The sequence below is a fragment of the Bacillus sp. NPDC094077 genome (genome assembly GCF_050279465.1).
In the GTDB taxonomy this organism is placed as follows: domain Bacteria; phylum Bacillota; class Bacilli; order Bacillales; family Bacillaceae_G; genus Bacillus_A.
In genome coordinates, this window is sequence record NZ_JBNNUF010000013.1 from 109,165 (window position 1) to 127,382 (window position 18,218).

Below are 18,218 nucleotides of genomic sequence, written 5' to 3' on the forward strand. Positions count from 1 at the left end.
ACATATCACAAGTAAAGTTGAGGCGAATTATGGTACAGTCCATTGATCGAGCGATAAGTATAATTAAGTTATTAAATTCTACAAATGAAAAAGAGTACTGGGCTATTTCTGATATAGCTGATAGAACACATCTCCCGGTTAGTACAGTACACAGGTTACTGAACTCTTTAATGGAGCATGGATTAGTTACGCAAATTTCAGAAACAAAACAGTACAAGATCGGACCAATGTGGATGGAAATAGGATTACGTCAGTTGGAGAAGGTAGACTACAGATCTGTTGCAAGAGAAGTGATGAAGCGATTGGCCGCTGAAGTGGAAGAAAGTGTCTATTTGAACATTCCAAATGGAACTCATTCTATTATCATTGAAAGAATTGATAGCCCTTTAAAAATTCGAGTTATCGATAACTTAGGGGAACAGATTCCACTTTCGATTGGCGCCGCAAATAAAACGATGCTTGCCAATATGAAAACGAATGAAATGGAATACATTGTAGAACAGTTACTTTCTTCTTTACCAGAACAAAAGAAAATTCTTCTTAATCAAATAAAACAAATAGAAAATGAAGGATATGCTGTAAGTTATGGTGAAAAAACAGAAGGGACAGCCTCAGTAGCTGCACCTATTATCGGATTCAATCATAAAGTAGTAGGAGCATTAAGTGTTGGGTTAATTAGTCATCGCATTAATGATGATCGACTATCTTTTCTTATTAGTAAGGTAAAAGAAGCAGCGCATGAAATTTCAATAAAAATCGGCAGTACATCAGAATTATAATTTTGATAACTGTCGTCATTTTTTATTCATATATTGGAATTGATTTTCATAATGCGGAAAAATAGGGGGATTAATATGTCAAAGTGGCAATCAAAAGAACAATTGATTCAGTTATTAAGCAATCTTGTTGAAATTCCTAGTATTACAGGCTCAGAAGCTGAAGTTATATTACCAGACTTTGTTGTAGAACAATTATCTGACTTACAGTATTTCAAACAAAATCCGCATCATTTGCAAAAAAATCCGACGGGGGATGGACGATATTTTGTTACCGCCCTAGTAAAGAAAAGTGATAGTACGAAAAATACTGTAATTCTTGTTAGTCACTTTGATGTTGTAGATGTACAAGATTATGGAGTGTGGAAAGAAGATGCATTTAATCCTAAAAAGTTAACATCTATGTTTTACGCTCATAAAGATGAACTACCAGACCATGTACGTGAAGATATAGAACAGGGAGATTGGCTATTTGGAAGAGGGACAATGGATATGAAATGTGGTCTAGCTTTACAAATGGCGATGGTTGAGCAAGCTTGTGAAGGAAGATTTGATGGGAATGTTCTTTTATTAGCGGTTCCAGATGAAGAAGTGAACTCTGTAGGAATGAGAGCTGCTGTTCCGAGATTATTAGATTTAGCAAGAGAACATGACTTAGATTATAAAACAGTCTTAAATTCAGAGCCGATGTTTTCACGACACCCTGGTGACCAAAATAAGTATATTTATACTGGTTCAATTGGTAAAGTGTTACCTGGTTTTCTTTGCTATGGAAAAGAGACACATGTAGGCGAACCTTTTGCAGGTTTAAATGGGAGTTATATGGCGGCATTATTAACAGCTGAATTAGAGTTGAATACGGACCTTTGTGATATTGTAGAAGGAGAAGCGAGCCCTCCACCAACTAACTTACTTCAAAGGGACTTAAAGGAGGATTATTCTGTACAAATTCCGCATCGTGCAGTCACATTATTTAATTTGTTTTTACTAGAAAAATCGATGACAGATGTAGTTTCATTGCTGCGTCAAAAAGTAACGAAAGTAGCAGAGAAAATTGAAGAGTCGTATGAAAAACATGCATATCGTTTTTCTAAATATAATCCGTTCATACCACCTAATCTCAAAGTAAATGTATTAACGTATGAAGAGCTTATCACTTATGCAATAGAACAACATGGACAAGAAAAAATAGATGATATTCAATCTAATATTATAAAAAATAGAGAAGATAAGGATGATCGTGCGGTAACAATTGATTTAGTTGATAAATTAGCTATCTTATGTAAAGAAAAAGCGCCGATGATTGTACTTTTCTTTGCCCCGCCGTACTATCCAGCTGTGAGTTCACGCAACAATCCTTTAATTAAAGAGGTAGTTGTAGAAATGGAAAAGTATGCCCACTATAATCATAGAATTACATTTGAAAATCAAAATTATTTTGGAGGGATTTCAGATTTAAGCTATGTGGGCTTGCAGTACCCATTGGATTCAATGAGTTCTCTTGTAGACAATATGCCATTATGGGATAAAGGTTATTCGATTCCACTTCAAGAATTAGAAGAGTTCGACGTTCCGGTATTAAATATGGGGCCGGTAGGAAAAGATGCACATCAATGGACGGAACGTCTGGACGTAACTTACGCATTTGAAACGCTATTAGATATGTTACCGATATGCATTGAAAAATTACTTGTTTCTAATAAAATTACACAGTTATGAAAGAAATATAAATTGAAATTTTAATTTGAATGAAGAAAAGGATAGAAACTGTAGCGTTCTGTTGCAAAGTTTCTTAACACATATAAATGTTAGAAAATAGGGGATTGTAAAAATAGAAAGGTATAAAGTTATTTTAGGATATAAAAATGTAAAACGGACAAACTCCATTACCTATGAATTTGTCCGTTTATTTTTTGTGAAAACAGAGGAGTATGTAAACCACTATTTAAAGATATGTGCATTTAGTTAAAGTGGTCTTTTTTACATGTATTTATTACTTTTTAGTTTGATTAGATAGTTCAATAGACTTTTGCGTACAACGCTGCATAGCTGAAATGATGGCTGTTCGTAAGCCTTTTTCCTCTAATGTTGCTACAGCTTCTATTGTTGTTCCGCCTGGAGAACATACCATATCTTTCAATGCACCTGGATGTATTCCTGTTTCCAGTACCATTTTTGCAGAGCCTAATACAGCTTGAGCTGCGAATTTATATGCTTGATTTCTTGGCATACCATCTAGTACAGCAGCGTCGGCCATCGCTTCAATAATCATGTATACATATGCTGGAGAAGAACCACTTACAGATGTTACAACATCCATTAATTTTTCACTTACGATCTCTGTTTGACCAAAACTATTGAAAATGTTTAGTATATCCTCTAAATCTTTTTCTGTCACCATTTCATTAGGACATAACGCAGACATTCCTTCACCAACAAGAGCAGGTGTATTAGGCATTACTCGTACAACCTTTACCTTTTTACCAAAGGCATCCTCAGTACTTTTTATACTTTTTCCTGCAGCGATCGTTACGATGATAACATCGTTTTTTATCACTTCGTTTATTTCATTAATTACTGATGCGTATAAGTCTGGCTTAATTGATAAAATTAAAATCTCAGCATTTTTAGCTACTTCATTGTTGTCAGTTGTTGTAGTTAGCCCATATTTTTCACTAACATGTTTTAAATTAGTAGTGTTTAAATCTGAACAAATGATTTTATTTGAAGACACTATTTTTTTGTTTATCATCCCGCCAATCATAGCCATCCCCATATTTCCGCATCCGATGAATCCAATTTGTTTGTCCATAATAACTCGATCTTTCTCCTTTTATAATAAATTATATCAATTAGAAATTATTATTCTAAAATAACAATATCCTTTTCATGCAATATAAAGAAACATTCTAAGAGAATATATTCTTTTTTGCAATAGTAAAAGATAAAAAGCAATAATATTAGCCATTAAGTAAGTACATACACTATAATTTAATATTTTGTGTTACATATCTTGGGATTGAGGATAACAATTTATGTTATCGATCATTTAAGGAGAGGGTAGATTTATTGAGGTTTTATGTTTATGAATTATAGTTATATCAATTTTTACTCTCATCCAGTATGTCCATAATTTCATACATGAAACAGGTCACTCTATTCATTTTTTAAAATACCTCTTGACACAAAAACAAACTATATCGCATAATATAAAAAAATTAAACCGAAAATCGTTGAAGGGAAATAGTACATATGTCTTCTTGCGAAAGAGAGTGGAATTCACCGGCTGAAAGATTCCTCGTATCGAACGTATCGAACCTATCCCTGAGTCTTAAATGAAAGTTTAGGCGTACGCCTGCGTTATAGGCGCCAAGTGGATATCTATGTATATCAATGAAGGTGGTACCGCGGAACAATGACCGTTTCGTCCTTTTTATTTTATTAAGGGCGAAGCGGTCATTTTTATTTTGCTCTTAAATACTTAAGTGCAGCATTGATGAGAACAGAGATAGCTGCAAAGTGAATGAATAGAAGTGTAATTTATAAAAAACTTTGATTTTAGACTTGGGGGTACAAAAATGAAAAAACAACGAATTGTTGTAAAGATTGGGAGCAGTTCTCTGGCAGCTAGTCATGGAGGCATCTCTAAAGAACAACTTTCAGATCACGTTGCCGCATTGGCACGACTGAAACAGGAAGGGCATGAAGTTTTGCTGATTACATCTGGGGCCGTTGCTGCAGGGTTCACAGCTCTAGGGTATCCTAGTAGGCCTGTGACAATTAAAGGGAAACAGGCTGCAGCGGCTGTCGGGCAAAGTTTATTAATGCAGGCGTACACGGAGGAATTCCGTAAATATGGTATCGTTACTGCACAACTTTTGCTAACGAGAATTGATTTTTCTAGAAAAGAACAATACAGTAACGCTTACGCCACTTTAGGAGAGTTACTAAACCGTTCCGCTCTTCCTATCATCAATGAAAATGATTCCATTTCTTTAGAGGAGCTGACGTTTGGTGATAATGATATGCTGTCTGCTTTAGTAAGCGGACTTGTGTCGGCAGATATGCTTATGATTTTTACGGATGTGAACGGTTTATATGATCAAAATCCTCAGAAAAATTCGGATGCGAAAAAATATTATTTCCTTCCTGAGGTAACGGAAGAAATCGCTTCTCTTGCAGGAGATGCTGGCTCAAAACTTGGGACCGGCGGCATGAAATCAAAAATCGATGCTGCAAAGACGGCACTATCTCTTGGGGTAAGTGTATTTATCGGAACAGGACGTGGACAGGAGAAGTTTTTAGATGTTTTGAAGGGCAAGGGTGATGGAACGTATATCGGTAATGATCCTCAAAAAGTGATTAAGATGAACAAGCAATGGATCGCGCTACATTCGCTTGTTAACGGACAAATTGAAGTAGATGCCGGGGCAGCTACTGCCATCATTCAGCATGGGAAGAGCCTTCTTCCTGCTGGCGTTACGAATGTGTCAGGATTTTTCCAAGTAGGAGAAGTTGTAGAGGTAATCACGCAACAAGGGCGCGTAATAGGAAAAGGACAATGCACATATAGTGCAGAGGAACTAAGGGATTTAAAAGGTATGCAGAGCCATGATATTCAAGCAAGAGGCAAAAGGCATAGTTATGAAGTCATCCATAGGGATCATTGGGTTTCATTTTAAGAATAGAGAGCGCTCAAATCCTAATAGGGAGGAAATATTTGGACACTAGTGTTAAATGGCTTTCAAATAATATACTGATTAACTTTTAAAAAGGAGGAAATGAAAATGAATGAAGTGTTGGCAAAAGGTAAAAAAGCGAAAGAAATTGCTAGAGAACTTGTGCTTAAATCTACAGATCAAAAAAACGAAGCACTTGCTGCGATTGCTGATCAGCTGTTATTAGAAACAGCTTATGTTTTAGAGGAAAACAAAAGAGATATCGAAGAAGGTAAGGTGAAAGGATTTTCTGATTCTCTCCTTGATCGCCTTATGTTGACTGAGCAGCGAATTGTTGATATGACAGAGGGGATTAAGCAGTTAATTGATTTACGTGATCCTGTTGGAGAATGTGTAAGTGCATGGGAACGGCCGAATGGACTATCTATTCAGGAGATGCGTGTACCACTTGGTGTTGTCGGAATGATTTACGAGGCAAGGCCGAATGTGACAGTGGATGCTGCTACAATTTGTTTAAAAACAGGAAACGCAGTAATATTACGTGGTAGTTCTTCCGCTGTTCATTCTAACAAAGCTATCGTTGCTGTTATTCACCGAGCACTTAAACAAACAAGCTTGCCTCCAGAAAGTGTACAGCTCATAGAAGATACGTCACGAGATAGTGCAAAACAGCTGTTTACATTGAATGAGTACTTGGATGTTCTTATCCCAAGAGGTGGCAAGCAGTTAATAGATACTGTAGTGAGAGAAGCATCTGTTCCAGTACTTGAAACAGGTGCGGGAAATTGTCATATTTTCATTGATGAAACAGCAGATAAACAAATGGCATTTGATATTATTATAAACGCAAAAACGCAGCGTCCATCTGTATGTAATGCAATTGAAACGATTATACTTCATGAGAATTGGGCGCAGAAATTTGGAAGTGAGCTGTTTTCTTCATTAAAGGAAAGAGGCGTGGAACTACGTGGGGATAACAAAGCATTAGCAATTGATTCTTCTATCATACTTGCTACAGAAGAAGATTGGGGAACAGAGTTTTTATCTCTTACGCTAGCAGTGAAAGTGGTTTCTTCTGTTGAAGAAGCGATTCATCACATAAATACGTATGGATCTATGCATTCCGAAGCGATTATTACAGAGAACGAGGATAATGTCAGCAAATTTTTCACTTCTGTTGATGCAGCGGCACTTTATCATAATGCATCAACTCGTTTTACAGATGGATCTGAATTCGGATTTGGAGCAGAAATTGGTATCAGTACACAAAAGTTACACGTAAGAGGGCCAATGGGGCTTCCAGCATTAACTTCTACAAAATATGTGATTCGTGGAAATGGACAAATTCGAAAATAAGAATGATAAAAGACAAGTAATAATATGAAGACACTCAATTCAGTTTGAGTGTCTTTTGTTGTTATAAGTATTTATTTACCACACAAAAAGCCCTACAAGCATTGCACTTAATAAAGAAACAGCCATGCCGCTCACAAGAAGCTTCCAAACATTTTTACCGATGACTGATGATTTTTCCCCGCCAAATAATGAATTGTAAGTTCCATAAATCATACCTACTGTACTAAAGTTGGCAAAAGAGGCTAGAAATGTTGTTGCAACAGCAATTGTATGTGGTTGTAAAGATTTTAAGTTTGATTTTAAATCCATCATGGCAACAAATTCATTCGTTGTTATTTTGATCCCCATTAATTCAGCTACATACATAGCGTCGCTGCCTGATACACCGAGTAAAAAGGCGAAAGGACTAAAGATAATGGAGAAGATTTTTTGAATTGTTAAGCCTGTTACAAAAAAACTTAATATCCCATTTAAACATGCTGTTAATGCTACATATCCAATTACCATCGCTAAAATAACGATAACCATATTCATCCCGACTAACATACTGTTTGAAATGGTAGAAAAGAAATCTTTTTTTTCATGTTTTGAAGGTGAGTAAACAACATCTTCTTCTTTAGTAACTTCTACAGGATTTAAAACATTGGCTAAGATTAATGCGTTAATACAGTTTAAAGGTATGGCACTGAAAATATATGTTGCTGGAACCATTGAAAGATAAGCACCAAGAATGGATCCGCTGACGCTACTCATACTCATAATTCCAAAAGTCAACAAACGATTTTCTTTTAAAACAGATAATTGATCACGAACAACTGCAAGTGCTTCCGTGTTTCCTAAAAACATCATTTGAATGGAAAAGAAGCTTTCTAACTTTGGTAAACGAGAAATCTTTGAAATAATTGCACCTACTTTATCAATAATCCAAGTTAAGATTCCAAAATAAGAAAGAATATCAAAGAACGTAATAACAAAAATGATAGGAAGTAATGCGCTAAAGAAGAAATCAACTGTTTGATTTTCCATAGCTGAAGGAAATGCAAATCGAATACCTTCATTCGCACATGATAGTAGCCAACTGAAAAATGACGCAATGTTATTAATGATAATACTGCCCAATTTCGTGCCTAACATAAACCACGTAATAAAAAGCTCCAATATTATTAGAATAACGATTGGTCTCCATTTTATTTTTCTTTTATTAGGCGAACATAGGAAAACGATTAATATTACAACGAAAATCCCTAACAAATTTAATATGAAATGCATGTCAACAACTCCTTGAGGTTTATTATTTGTATATAAAAAAGCTCTTATTCTTCCTAATTTGGATCATGACAAGAAGTTATGATGAATGTAAATTATGTTTGGAATGAATCGATTTCAATTCAAATTGATTTTTTGTTCTGAAAAAACAGAAGGAATAATTCGATAAAAACAGAATTTAATGCATAGCAAACAAGGAGGGGATAGAATGGAAGTCTTTCACGTAACGAGTAGAAAAAGGGAGACTTACAGCGTTCAAATGAGGTAGTTGATACTTTTCGAATGTGCACTAGGCATTGAAGCAATTACTCAAATGTACATTGCAGGAAATAACGGAAAGATTGCAACTTGGTAAATCGACAGTACACCAGCATTTAAAATTGTTACGTTCAGCGAAGGGAGTTGATATACATGATGGAAAATATGTATTGAGAAAGAAAAGCAGTGTAGTCGTTAGCAAAAGAATTAGAAGCGTTTTTGAATAGATAAATATCTGTTCTTTTATTTTAGAACAGAAGCAACCCAGGTATCTTTGAATAACATGTTATCCTCAGAACGTTTTAAATTAGCTTTTACAATATTAGTACCTTTTTGTATGAAAGGTACTTCCCAGAAAATCGTTAACTCTTGTACTTTATTTAATACTTTACCGACTCTAGCACCAATTTCATTGTTATACGTTTCAAGCATTTTTTTTGTGGTCTTTTTCGTGTTTTTAGCATCAAATGAAAGGTGAAGTACAAGATCGTAATCATTTGGATTATTAGAACTTACATTTTTATTAACTTCAATCTTATTAATAGAAGTGCTCATTAGTTCTTTTGCAATTGATTCAGCTTCGTTTTTAATCATATCTTTCGGATTGTTGCTAGAAGCTTGTTTTTTGTCTTGTGTTTGTTCTTTAACATTAGTAACTACTTCAACCTCATTACTTGCAATAGTAGCAATGAAAATTACAACAAATAGTGAGATAAGCCAAAAAAACAAGCTTTTATAGAATGTTTTCTCCATTGTGTCGTCTCCTTTGAAATTATTTTTACTGGATTACATATGGAACAATATCATAATTTTAAGTACTAAAAATTCATGTTTTTTCGTTTTATAAAGGATATTTTGTCGTTTACATAGTAGGAGTTTGTGATAATATATATTTCAATTTTAGGAGCCCCATACTACAATTTTTCTAATTTACCGTCATGTTCCCCTGGATGCGTATATTCTGGGGAAGGATTCTATAAATTTTTAATAAAGGCATACTAGTTTGTAATAAATAACAGCGTAAATATTTTCCAAACCATCTCTATCTAGAGATAGAGATGGTTTGGAAAAATCAACCTTAAGATAGATGTTCTAAAATAATAGGGATGATACAATTATGATTATGGTAATAGGTAGAGTGCAACACAATATGAATGAATATCATTCATATATTATTTATGCGAGAGTAATAAAAAAACTTATATAATGTAGAAAAACTAATTTCTGCTTAATTTAAAGAATCAATTGCACCCTAAAAATGAGTGACATTCATTTTCAAATGAAAAGTTTTTTATGTTTAATTTATCAATATGTCCATTTATTTTAAAAAAAATAATTTACTTGTCAATCAAATTAGTAGATGTAAAAAAGCTTAGATTGACTTGAATTTTTACAGTTTATCATAAGTCAGTATTCATAGAGTAAATAATATATAAAGTGAAACTTTAATCAGTGGGGGGGTGCCCATCCCCCACTGATTATTAGTTGAACCAATCGGGCGTTTACGGGCAGTAAGACTCCCACCTAACCTCCTCGCATTCGCCGAATTTTAAGGTGGGAGTCTTACTGCCCACAAATAGCGGGATAAATTAAGAATGGAATAAACAATATATCACGTTCGTAACACAGAAAGAGTATTAGTGTTGTCCTAAATTGTATATGTATGTAGTAAGGTTACTTTCATTAAAAAGAGTCTTTTGAAACCATGTTCTATACTACATCATAAATCGTTTTAAAAGAGAGGAAATATTAATGCTTGAGTTTACAAGTAGCCTAATTCATGATAAACCTGTAAAAAGAATGGTCCAAATTCTTGAAATTTTAGATAATGGACAGAACTTAGTATCTTCAAAGGATATTGCGGAACAACTTCAATGTTCTATCCGGACGGTTACAAGTGATATTTCTCAATTGAAGAGCTTCCTGCCTGAACATTGGGAAATTATTAGCGTGAAATCAAAAGGATATATATTAATTAAACCTATAACTGATTCTATATTACCTATTATTAATTCATATTTAGTTGAAAGTGTAATATATAAAATGATGCTAGGTTTATTTAATAACAAATGCTATACATTAGAAAAATGGTCCCAAAATTTATTTGTGAGTAAATTAACACTAAGAAAGCATATAAAAGAATATAAAAAAATGATTAAAAAGAGTCAGTTAGAAATTAAATTTAGGAAAATCCAATTAGAAGGGGAAGAACTTAATATTAGGCATTATTATCACGCTTTTTTTTATAATACACAAAAGTATACAAAGAATTTCGTATTGCCAAATATATTAAGGGAAGAAATTTTAAATATTGTACGAAAGCATAAAGTTATGGTTGATTTTGAAATGTTGTGTGTTATTCTTTATGTTTGTATAAATAGAATTTCTAATAAATTTTATTTAAAAAATGAAATCATTGATGTACCTGTATATGATAGCTTTCAAGAAACATGTATGACTGAGATTATACAAACTTTTGAAAGATATTATTCCATTACATTACCTGAAAATGAAATGAAAGCATTACAGGTGTATTTAATTTTAGCATTTACTACGACAAGCAAACAAAGTGAAGCGACAATTGAATATGTAAAGGAGTTTAAAATTGATGAGTATTATAACTATATAAAGCTTATCGATATTCTTATGGAGAATCATAATATACAAAATGACAATAAAGAAAAAATAGTAGTGAGTTTAAGTTCTACTTTTTACAATTGTCTTATGTACAGTCAATATAATTTATCATTAGGATTCTATTTCAGTTCATTAGATAAATTAGAAAATGAGTTGTTACAAAATCAAAAAAAATATAAATCCCTAGTTTCTGGATGGAATAAAACATATAATGAAAAAAGAATGTACAATGATGAAATTAAATTTTTCACCACCTATGCGGCGCTCCATTTAAATTCCTTCGCTGATGAAATTAATATTTTATTTTTATTTAATGGTACAGAGGTGGAGAAGCAAGTTATACATTCCACATTAACTTATAGCATTGGGAAAAATGTAAAAATTTACAATTCAATTAGTGATGGAATAAAATACGATTTTATTATTACAAACTATCAACCACCAAATCCACAAACCCCTATTATATATTTTTCAGGTAAGTTAACGGAAAGTGATATTAATTCAATTAAAAGTTGTATTTATCATGTAAATTAAACTTTACATATTTTAAAAATTCATGTTCTACACGAAAAGAAAAGGAATCATTTTGATTAAATTTTAGTCAAAATGATTCCTTTTATTCGAATTTTTTTGATCTAGAAAGCACTTTGCTGTCGCTCATGATTAAAAACTAAACTGGGATCAAGGATATGGGGATGTTGCGCTTTTTATAGGATTATATTATATGAGCAGTATTTTTCTTCTTATCCGGAAAAAATGTAACTTAAATACCGTTTTGTGTTTGCTATAATTTACATGAGTTCTTTATGACAAAGTTCAGAATCCATTTCATGTGTTTTAAAAAGCATTCACTTGTAATAGTAGTGAGTGTTTTTTAATTTGTAGTAAAATCATTGTCTTTTTTCTTTATACAAAACTTCTTTATTAAATTAAAAATTTAATAAAACAGCGTTCTTATTTTATTTACAATTCGTGTAATTCTATTTGAGTTAATAGTGGAGGTTGGTAATCTATAGTTCATTTTCCCACTTTAGAAAGGATATAAAATGAAAGCTGTTCTGTATATTAATGCATGTATATTAACTATACTCGCATTCATTCATTTTTACTGTATCCATAGTTTATTCAGTTTGGTTTTAGCTGTCATGATAGATGTAGTTATTCTAGTTCCGAAAAGCATTCGAAAACCAATTTTATTTTGTATTTTTGTAGTTTTTAGTAATCCTTTTGTTTTTCTAATTATTATAGGGTCAATAATAAAGCAATTCATCCTGTTATTTTAATTTAATTATTATAATAGCTCTTTTGTTCATTTTCACTTTATTAAAGGGAATTTTAGAGCGCCTACCGAATGCAGTTGGTTCTATAATATGAAAATGAATATTTTATCTCATTTCAAATTGTGACGAAAGGATCTTTACACTTAAATCTTTTCCGCTCCCTTAGTCAGAAGGGGCTCTTCTAATACATAAAAAAATCCATCTTACATCCTACATGGTTAACTTAAAAAAATACCTCTATAAAAATGAGATTAAAGTATTGGCTTCGAATACAGTTTGATCAAAAAAGTAATTAGATTTCTTTAAATGTAAAAAGGCAATATATCTTAATCATTATACAAATAACATAACGTTATCTATGTTACATTACCAACTACAAGGACAGTTCAGGTTCTAAAAACAGGAGGTTTATATGAAAGAGTTATCTACCATTAATAAAGGAGATTTTGTTGCTTTTACATATCGAGATGATGCCACATTGAAATTTAAAGGATATGTAGTAAGTGTACTAAGTAATACGATTGTTGTAGATATTTCAGAAGATATTCTTAGTAAAGGTTGTGAAGAGATAGAACTTCGGCAAGTAGTGAAGCATGGGAATTATAATAAGCTATATAAGCATACAAACAAATAATTATTGAGATGAATTGTATTTTATTTGTTTAAGAGCGAATATGATGCTAAAATAACGAGAGAAAGTACAACTTATTGGGGTTGTCACACTTGAATCTCGTGAATATATTGCTCTTACAGAGCGAAATCCACAAACAGGTGAAGAAATACAAAATGCAAAATATAGAATCAAAAGTGTCTGCTTTCAATGTTGGAAAAAGAAATTATAAAACAATAGTTAAATAAAGAAAAGGACCCTGCATATTGTACAGGTCCTTTTCTTAATTCTAGCGTTAGGCTAAATATGATTATTTAAAAAATAGGGTTGTGGGGTAGTATAAGCATGGAAAAAACATTTTATAAATTTATTGGTAGTCATGTAGGAAATACAATTGGAAGTATTTTATTGTGTCTGTTTTTCTTTAAGAGATTTGCACCTTATGGAACATTTGCAATAGGGGTATGTAGTATATTTGTAGCAATTTATCTATGGATGCTCAATTCACCTAAATACTGGTGGAATGAAATTAAGTATTTGTTATTTTTCTCTGTATTAATAATTTTATCTTGTATAGTACGTTTTTTTTATCCGAGCTATCCTAACTATGTATTATTACCGCTTCTAATTTTTCTTGCTGCAGCCGAGCCAAAGTGGGCACAAACTACAATTGTTTTATCTGTTATAACGGGCTTGTTATTAATATGGTTTGGACATACTAGTATGTTTCCTTATCAAGAAATATTAATAATAGTAGGCATCTATGTTTTGATTCGAAGCACTTCTAAGCTAAGAGAAGCGTATCAAAAAAATCAAAAACAGTTAAAAGAATTAGATGAAGCTCACGCTGAATTACAAGAAACAACGTTACTTTCAATGAGATATGCGGCTTTTGCAGAGAGAACAAAATTAGCAAGAGAAATTCACGATGGACTTGGGCATCAAATGACCTCACTTATCATTCAATTACAGGCTCTTAAAATTATGTTAAAGAAAAATCCATCTGCTGCGGATGATTCTGTTGATGACCTATTAAAAGTAGCACGTAAAGGAATGGAGGAGATACGAACTGCTGTTAGGGATTGGACAAATGATGAAAAGGATCTTGGGCTTACCTCATTAAAAGGATTGATTTCACAGGTTCAAGCAAACTCGCTATTACAAATTGAATGTATTCATGATGAAAAAATATCAGAGTGGACGATGGAAGAAAGTACAATATTATATCGCGTTTTACAAGAATCTTTAACAAATATTTTAAAACATTCACATGCAGATTCTGTAATTGTGAGTGTAACAGAAATAGGAGGAGTAGTAAAACTCTCAGTTGCTGATAATGGCATGTTTACGGGAGATATGGAATTAGAATTTGGATTTGGTTTGAATGGTATGATAAAACGTTGCCAATCGGTTGGAGGCAGTTGTTCCTTTACCTTAAATGAACCGAAAGGACTTCGTGTGGAAGCTATGATCCCAATTAAAAAGAATGGAGGAGAATTATGACAGAAAAAATTCGTATTGTATTAGCTGATGATGAACCGTTTGTCCGAAAGGGCCTATGTTATATTATTGGAATGCAAGATGATATGGAGATAATAGGAGAGTGCGAAAATGGTAAGGAAGCAATTCATGCAGTTTTAGAGTCAGTTCCCGATGTGGTCATTATGGATATTCAAATGCCTGATATATCAGGTATTGTGGCTACTAAAACTATTATGGATATATTACCGAATACTAAGGTTGTTCTATTAACTACCTTTGATGTACAACAATATGTCCTAGACGGTATTCGGGTTGGTGCAGTTGGCTATATACTAAAAGATACGGAAACAGAGGAAATGTTAGATAGTATTCGTGCGATGAATCGAGGAGCAATGATTTACAATAGTACGACAGCAAATCATGCTTTTGCACAATTTTTAAAACATGATAACAATCCTGCGATAGATGGGGAAGAGAATGAATACGCCGAAGCTTTAACTAAGCGAGAAATTGATGTTTTACAATTATTGGCTTATGGGAAACAAAATCATGAAATAGCAAAAATTCTTTGTGTCTCGGAAGGAACAGTTAAAACGCATATTCATAAAATTCTTCAAAAATTAGGTGTAACAGATCGTACACAAGCAGCTGTAATGGCGATTAGACAAAAAATTGTGAAATAAGGACGGATGTTTAACTCATACAGTGAAGGATAGTGCTATGAACCAAGGTCCTGTTTCACAAAAATCAATATTCCTGTAAATTAATTAATCTATATTTTTACTGCTTAACCGGAAGAAATACAACGTAAATCAATTGTAGTGTTTGTTATAATTGATTTGAGTTATTCATGAATTAAGGAATAATATCTCTAGCTCAGTATCTATTCACTTTGTTGTTAAAAAGCATTCACTTGTAATAAAAGTGAGTGCTTTTTAACCTGTGAATCTTTAAAGGCATTGTTTATTATGAATCAATTATACATTGTAGGCGAGTAATGGAAATTGGAGAAAAAATACAATAATGTTTTTGAAAGAAAAAATAATTAACATGGAGCAAGTTGAAGCTTGATAGTTTAACTTTTATACATGTTTAGAGGAGGAAAACAATGATAAAAAAAGCAATTGCTGAATGCATTGGTACATTTGTATTGGTGCTATTTGGAACTGGAACCGCTGTAATAGGTGGGGGAATTGAAGGAATTGGTATTTTAGGCATTGCGATGGCCTTTGGGTTATCGATTGTTGCGATGGCATATAGCATTGGCACTATTTCCGGATGTCATGTAAATCCAGCAGTATCTATCGCCATGTTTATAAATAAACGTATGAATGCCGTGGAGTTAGCTTATTATGTAATAGCTCAAATCTTAGGTGGTTTATTAGGAACTATCACACTAATTACAATTTTAAAATCATCAAATATGGCCTTGAACAATCTAGGACAAAATAGCTTTGGAAAACTTGGATCATCGGGGTCCTTCTTAGTAGAATTTGTGTTGACATTCGTCTTTATTTTAGTCATTATCGCAGTAACAGGTAAAAAGGGGAATGAACATTTAGCGGGACTTGTAATTGGTTTTACATTAGTTTTAATTCATCTATTAGGCATTTCATTAACAGGCACTTCTGTAAACCCAGCGCGTAGTTTGGCACCAGCATTATTTGCTGGTGGAGAAGCGTTATCTCAATTATGGGTATTTATTATTGCACCAATTCTAGGTGGTATTGCTGCTGCTTTAGTAGGAAAATCTTTATTACATACAGAAAAATAGATTTTTAATTCTTTAAAAAAGCACTTCATCTTAATATAAAGAATGAAAATAGTGTACGGAATATAGTTTCATGGGATAATTAATAAATTTCTCTGTAAATAATAAGAGGGGATTATCTTTCCAGGTTTCCTTAGAGAACTACCTTCAATTAGATTGGAGGTAGTTCTCTTTAGTTTAAAATGAAAATAGTAAATTATTATAACAAAAATAGATAATATTGCTTTCCCATCTTTACAGTAACGGCATAACATAATATTATTTGTTAATTATTTTTATTTTTTCTTTAATAAAGGAAAAATTAGAACATCTAACAAAAGAAATTCGTGTAATAATATTATTAAGCAAATAATTTTGTGTCTCTATACAAATTGCGACAAACTGACCCTTAAGTAAGAACCCCTTCTGCTCTCCTAGCCAGAAGGGGTTCTTACCATGTATAAAAGGAAACTATTGAACTATTACCATATCGTTGTTTACATTAAAAGAATTTTTATATTAAAAATAAAGCGTTACTAAATTTCCGTAATAAGAGAAATTTTATAAATTTTTTTGGGATTTTATTATGCTAGAATGCATGTAAGAAGTTTTTCTTTGGTATTAGTCTCATTTGCCTGAAGAATTCGTAAACTAACACATGCATATTGTGAATATGTATGTGTTAGTTTTTAAACTACAAAATAATAATGTAACGGATGTAAAGATGTAAAGATGTATATTAATATGTCAGAATAAATTTGATTCAAGGGTATTCTCTCAGAATAATTTTTCTTGAGGGAATATATTTTTTGGGTTTTATTAGTTTACGATAGTCTTTCTATCTATGAAATAGCATGTTGAAAAGAGGGGAAGTATCCCAAAATATTAAATTCAATTATTATACTAAATTTTTCGAAGCTATGCTATTTGAACGAATCCAATATTCTTCATGAATCATTACTGTGAGTATTTGTTTGAAAATAAGGAAGGTATGAGTAAATGAAAATTATAATTAGTGTTTTTAAATCTTTTGATAGTAAGTTTTTAATTACAAGTTATTTGATATCAGCAGTAATATTCCTTATATTTTGGGGAATCGTTCCAACTAATAAAATAAGTTATATGCTGTTACTTATTGCAAATGTAATCCTATATCCATTTTCACGAATGGTGTACTACCAAATAAAAAATATTATAAATAGAAAACGTGAAGAAACCATTCGTAAAAATAGCTTTATTGTACACATACTAATACAATGTTTGATTGCTATTGGATTATTTATATGCTCAATTTTTATTGCACCATTTGGTTTTCTTTATCTTACAATTCGTGTATTGAGAATGGAAAGGAAACAGAAAAAGCGTATATTACGTTAAATTATTATAAATTTTTATGCAACTATATAATATAAAAAGGCAACGGATTTTAAGACGTTGCCTTTTATAATTTTACAATTAAATTTTATCTATTGAACGAGGTAAAACTGTTATTGGTAGTATGATAAAATTTTCAAGATTATTAACTGCATCCATTTTTGCTTATTATAATGTTGAATTGAAAGATTGGCATGTTGAAACAGGTGAATTCAATATTTTAGTAGGAAAGTCGTCAAGAGAAATTGTTTTACATGATAGCATGTATGTTCAATCAACGACTATAATTCGAAAACCAATACATCGCAATACGTTACTAGGGGACATATTTGCGGACCTGATTTTGGCACCAACTGCAAAAGAACTTATGGAAAAAGCATTAAAAGACAGCCCGTTTGCTAGTCTGTCTGAAGGGGATAGTGATGCCTCTGAAATGATGGATGCTATGCTAAACTATATGCCGTTACGAGCATTAATAAACTTTAGCGCAGGTGCTTTTACTGAAGAAATGTTAAGTGAAATAATTGGGCTATTAAACAATGCGCAAAAGGATGGATAAATGGAGAAGGAATTTTCTATCCATTTGAACATTCGTTGTTGAATCTTAATTACGGTCAAAAATTCATACTCAATAGTAAAAAACGCAATTTGCAATTGAAGTGACCCCAAAAAGTTAGACATATTATTTTATTAGGCAGCCCCTTTGGTATGTGTTCGGTATTGCACCGGACTCATACCTTTTAATTTTGC

12 protein-coding genes, 3 pseudogenes and 1 other annotated feature are annotated in these 18,218 nt (G+C 32.4%); of the genes and pseudogenes, 12 read left to right on the forward strand and 3 right to left on the reverse strand.

Features of this window, described 5'->3' with window-relative positions; genetic code table 11:
- The first annotated feature begins 29 nt into the window (after positions 1 to 29).
- Positions 30 to 779, forward strand: a complete 750-nt coding sequence (locus ACQKNR_RS23975) for an IclR family transcriptional regulator (RefSeq protein ID WP_427321266.1) — start codon at positions 30 to 32, stop codon at positions 777 to 779.
- Between the two features lie 75 nt (positions 780 to 854).
- Complete coding sequence (locus ACQKNR_RS23980) at positions 855 to 2,495, forward strand: M20/M25/M40 family metallo-hydrolase (RefSeq protein WP_427321268.1); 1,641 nt, start codon at positions 855 to 857, stop codon at positions 2,493 to 2,495.
- 274 nt (positions 2,496 to 2,769) lie between these two features.
- On the opposite strand, the gene proC is transcribed toward ACQKNR_RS23980, so the two are convergent.
- A complete protein-coding gene (proC, locus tag ACQKNR_RS23985) occupies positions 2,770 to 3,588 on the reverse strand; it encodes a pyrroline-5-carboxylate reductase (protein WP_427321270.1) in 819 nt (272 codons plus the stop codon).
- Positions 3,589 to 4,000: 412 nt separating this feature from the next.
- Positions 4,001 to 4,211: a binding site (T-box leader), on the forward strand.
- A gap of 143 nt (positions 4,212 to 4,354) precedes the next feature.
- Between proC and proB the strand changes: the two genes are divergently transcribed.
- On the forward strand, positions 4,355 to 5,458 hold the full coding sequence (gene proB, locus ACQKNR_RS23990) for a glutamate 5-kinase (protein ID WP_427321272.1): 1,104 nt from the start codon (positions 4,355 to 4,357) through the stop codon (positions 5,456 to 5,458).
- 105 nt (positions 5,459 to 5,563) lie between these two features.
- The gene (locus tag ACQKNR_RS23995) at positions 5,564 to 6,811 is read left to right on the forward strand and encodes a glutamate-5-semialdehyde dehydrogenase (RefSeq protein WP_427321274.1); all 1,248 of its coding nucleotides are present in this window, start codon (positions 5,564 to 5,566) and stop codon (positions 6,809 to 6,811) included.
- 75 nt (positions 6,812 to 6,886) lie between these two features.
- On the opposite strand, the gene ACQKNR_RS24000 is transcribed toward ACQKNR_RS23995, so the two are convergent.
- On the reverse strand, positions 6,887 to 8,080 hold the full coding sequence (locus tag ACQKNR_RS24000; protein ID WP_427321276.1) for a NupC/NupG family nucleoside CNT transporter: 1,194 nt from the start codon (positions 8,078 to 8,080) through the stop codon (positions 6,887 to 6,889).
- 314 nt (positions 8,081 to 8,394) lie between these two features.
- Between ACQKNR_RS24000 and ACQKNR_RS24005 the strand changes: the two are divergent.
- Positions 8,395 to 8,566, forward strand: a pseudogene (locus tag ACQKNR_RS24005) (ArsR/SmtB family transcription factor); the annotation flags it as partial.
- 12 nt (positions 8,567 to 8,578) lie between these two features.
- Here ACQKNR_RS24005 and ACQKNR_RS24010 read toward each other — a convergent pair.
- Positions 8,579 to 9,088 (reverse strand): hypothetical protein, encoded by a 510-nt coding sequence (locus ACQKNR_RS24010; RefSeq protein WP_427321278.1) that lies wholly within the window; start codon positions 9,086 to 9,088, stop codon positions 8,579 to 8,581.
- 999 nt (positions 9,089 to 10,087) lie between these two features.
- Here ACQKNR_RS24010 and ACQKNR_RS24015 point away from each other — a divergent pair.
- From ACQKNR_RS24015 to ACQKNR_RS24045, 7 genes and pseudogenes are all read left to right on the forward strand, one after another.
- A complete protein-coding gene (locus tag ACQKNR_RS24015) occupies positions 10,088 to 11,506 on the forward strand; it encodes a helix-turn-helix domain-containing protein (RefSeq protein WP_427321280.1) in 1,419 nt (472 codons plus the stop codon).
- Positions 11,507 to 12,664: 1,158 nt separating this feature from the next.
- On the forward strand, positions 12,665 to 12,886 hold the full coding sequence (locus ACQKNR_RS24020; RefSeq protein ID WP_427321282.1) for a DUF2187 family protein: 222 nt from the start codon (positions 12,665 to 12,667) through the stop codon (positions 12,884 to 12,886).
- 58 nt (positions 12,887 to 12,944) lie between these two features.
- A pseudogene (locus ACQKNR_RS24025) lies at positions 12,945 to 13,094 on the forward strand (hypothetical protein); the annotation flags it as partial.
- A 113-nt stretch (positions 13,095 to 13,207) separates the two neighbouring features.
- Positions 13,208 to 14,365, forward strand: a complete 1,158-nt coding sequence (locus ACQKNR_RS24030) for a sensor histidine kinase (RefSeq protein WP_427321284.1) — start codon at positions 13,208 to 13,210, stop codon at positions 14,363 to 14,365.
- On the forward strand, positions 14,362 to 15,027 hold the full coding sequence (locus ACQKNR_RS24035; RefSeq protein ID WP_427321286.1) for a response regulator: 666 nt from the start codon (positions 14,362 to 14,364) through the stop codon (positions 15,025 to 15,027). Before ACQKNR_RS24030 ends, ACQKNR_RS24035 begins: the two co-directional genes overlap by 4 nt.
- A gap of 425 nt (positions 15,028 to 15,452) precedes the next feature.
- On the forward strand, positions 15,453 to 16,118 hold the full coding sequence (locus ACQKNR_RS24040) for an MIP family channel protein (protein WP_427321288.1): 666 nt from the start codon (positions 15,453 to 15,455) through the stop codon (positions 16,116 to 16,118).
- A gap of 1,495 nt (positions 16,119 to 17,613) precedes the next feature.
- Positions 17,614 to 18,027 (forward strand): annotated as a pseudogene (locus ACQKNR_RS24045) (fibronectin type III-like domain-contianing protein); the annotation flags it as partial.
- Positions 18,028 to 18,218: the final 191 nt, after the last annotated feature.

Coding starts and splice junctions, on each gene's coding strand:
- ACQKNR_RS24015 (WP_427321280.1), top strand. CDS start 10,088: ATGCTTGAGTTTACAAGTAGCCTAATTCATGATAAACCTGTAAAAAGA.
- ACQKNR_RS24035 (WP_427321286.1), top strand. CDS start 14,362: ATGACAGAAAAAATTCGTATTGTATTAGCTGATGATGAACCGTTTGTC.
- ACQKNR_RS23980 (WP_427321268.1), top strand. CDS start 855: ATGTCAAAGTGGCAATCAAAAGAACAATTGATTCAGTTATTAAGCAAT.
- ACQKNR_RS24040 (WP_427321288.1), top strand. CDS start 15,453: ATGATAAAAAAAGCAATTGCTGAATGCATTGGTACATTTGTATTGGTG.
- ACQKNR_RS24000 (WP_427321276.1), bottom strand. CDS start 8,080: ATGCATTTCATATTAAATTTGTTAGGGATTTTCGTTGTAATATTAATC.
- ACQKNR_RS23975 (WP_427321266.1), top strand. CDS start 30: ATGGTACAGTCCATTGATCGAGCGATAAGTATAATTAAGTTATTAAAT.
- ACQKNR_RS24020 (WP_427321282.1), top strand. CDS start 12,665: ATGAAAGAGTTATCTACCATTAATAAAGGAGATTTTGTTGCTTTTACA.
- ACQKNR_RS24030 (WP_427321284.1), top strand. CDS start 13,208: ATGGAAAAAACATTTTATAAATTTATTGGTAGTCATGTAGGAAATACA.
- proB (WP_427321272.1), top strand. CDS start 4,355: ATGAAAAAACAACGAATTGTTGTAAAGATTGGGAGCAGTTCTCTGGCA.
- proC (WP_427321270.1), bottom strand. CDS start 3,588: ATGGACAAACAAATTGGATTCATCGGATGCGGAAATATGGGGATGGCT.
- ACQKNR_RS23995 (WP_427321274.1), top strand. CDS start 5,564: ATGAATGAAGTGTTGGCAAAAGGTAAAAAAGCGAAAGAAATTGCTAGA.
- ACQKNR_RS24010 (WP_427321278.1), bottom strand. CDS start 9,088: ATGGAGAAAACATTCTATAAAAGCTTGTTTTTTTGGCTTATCTCACTA.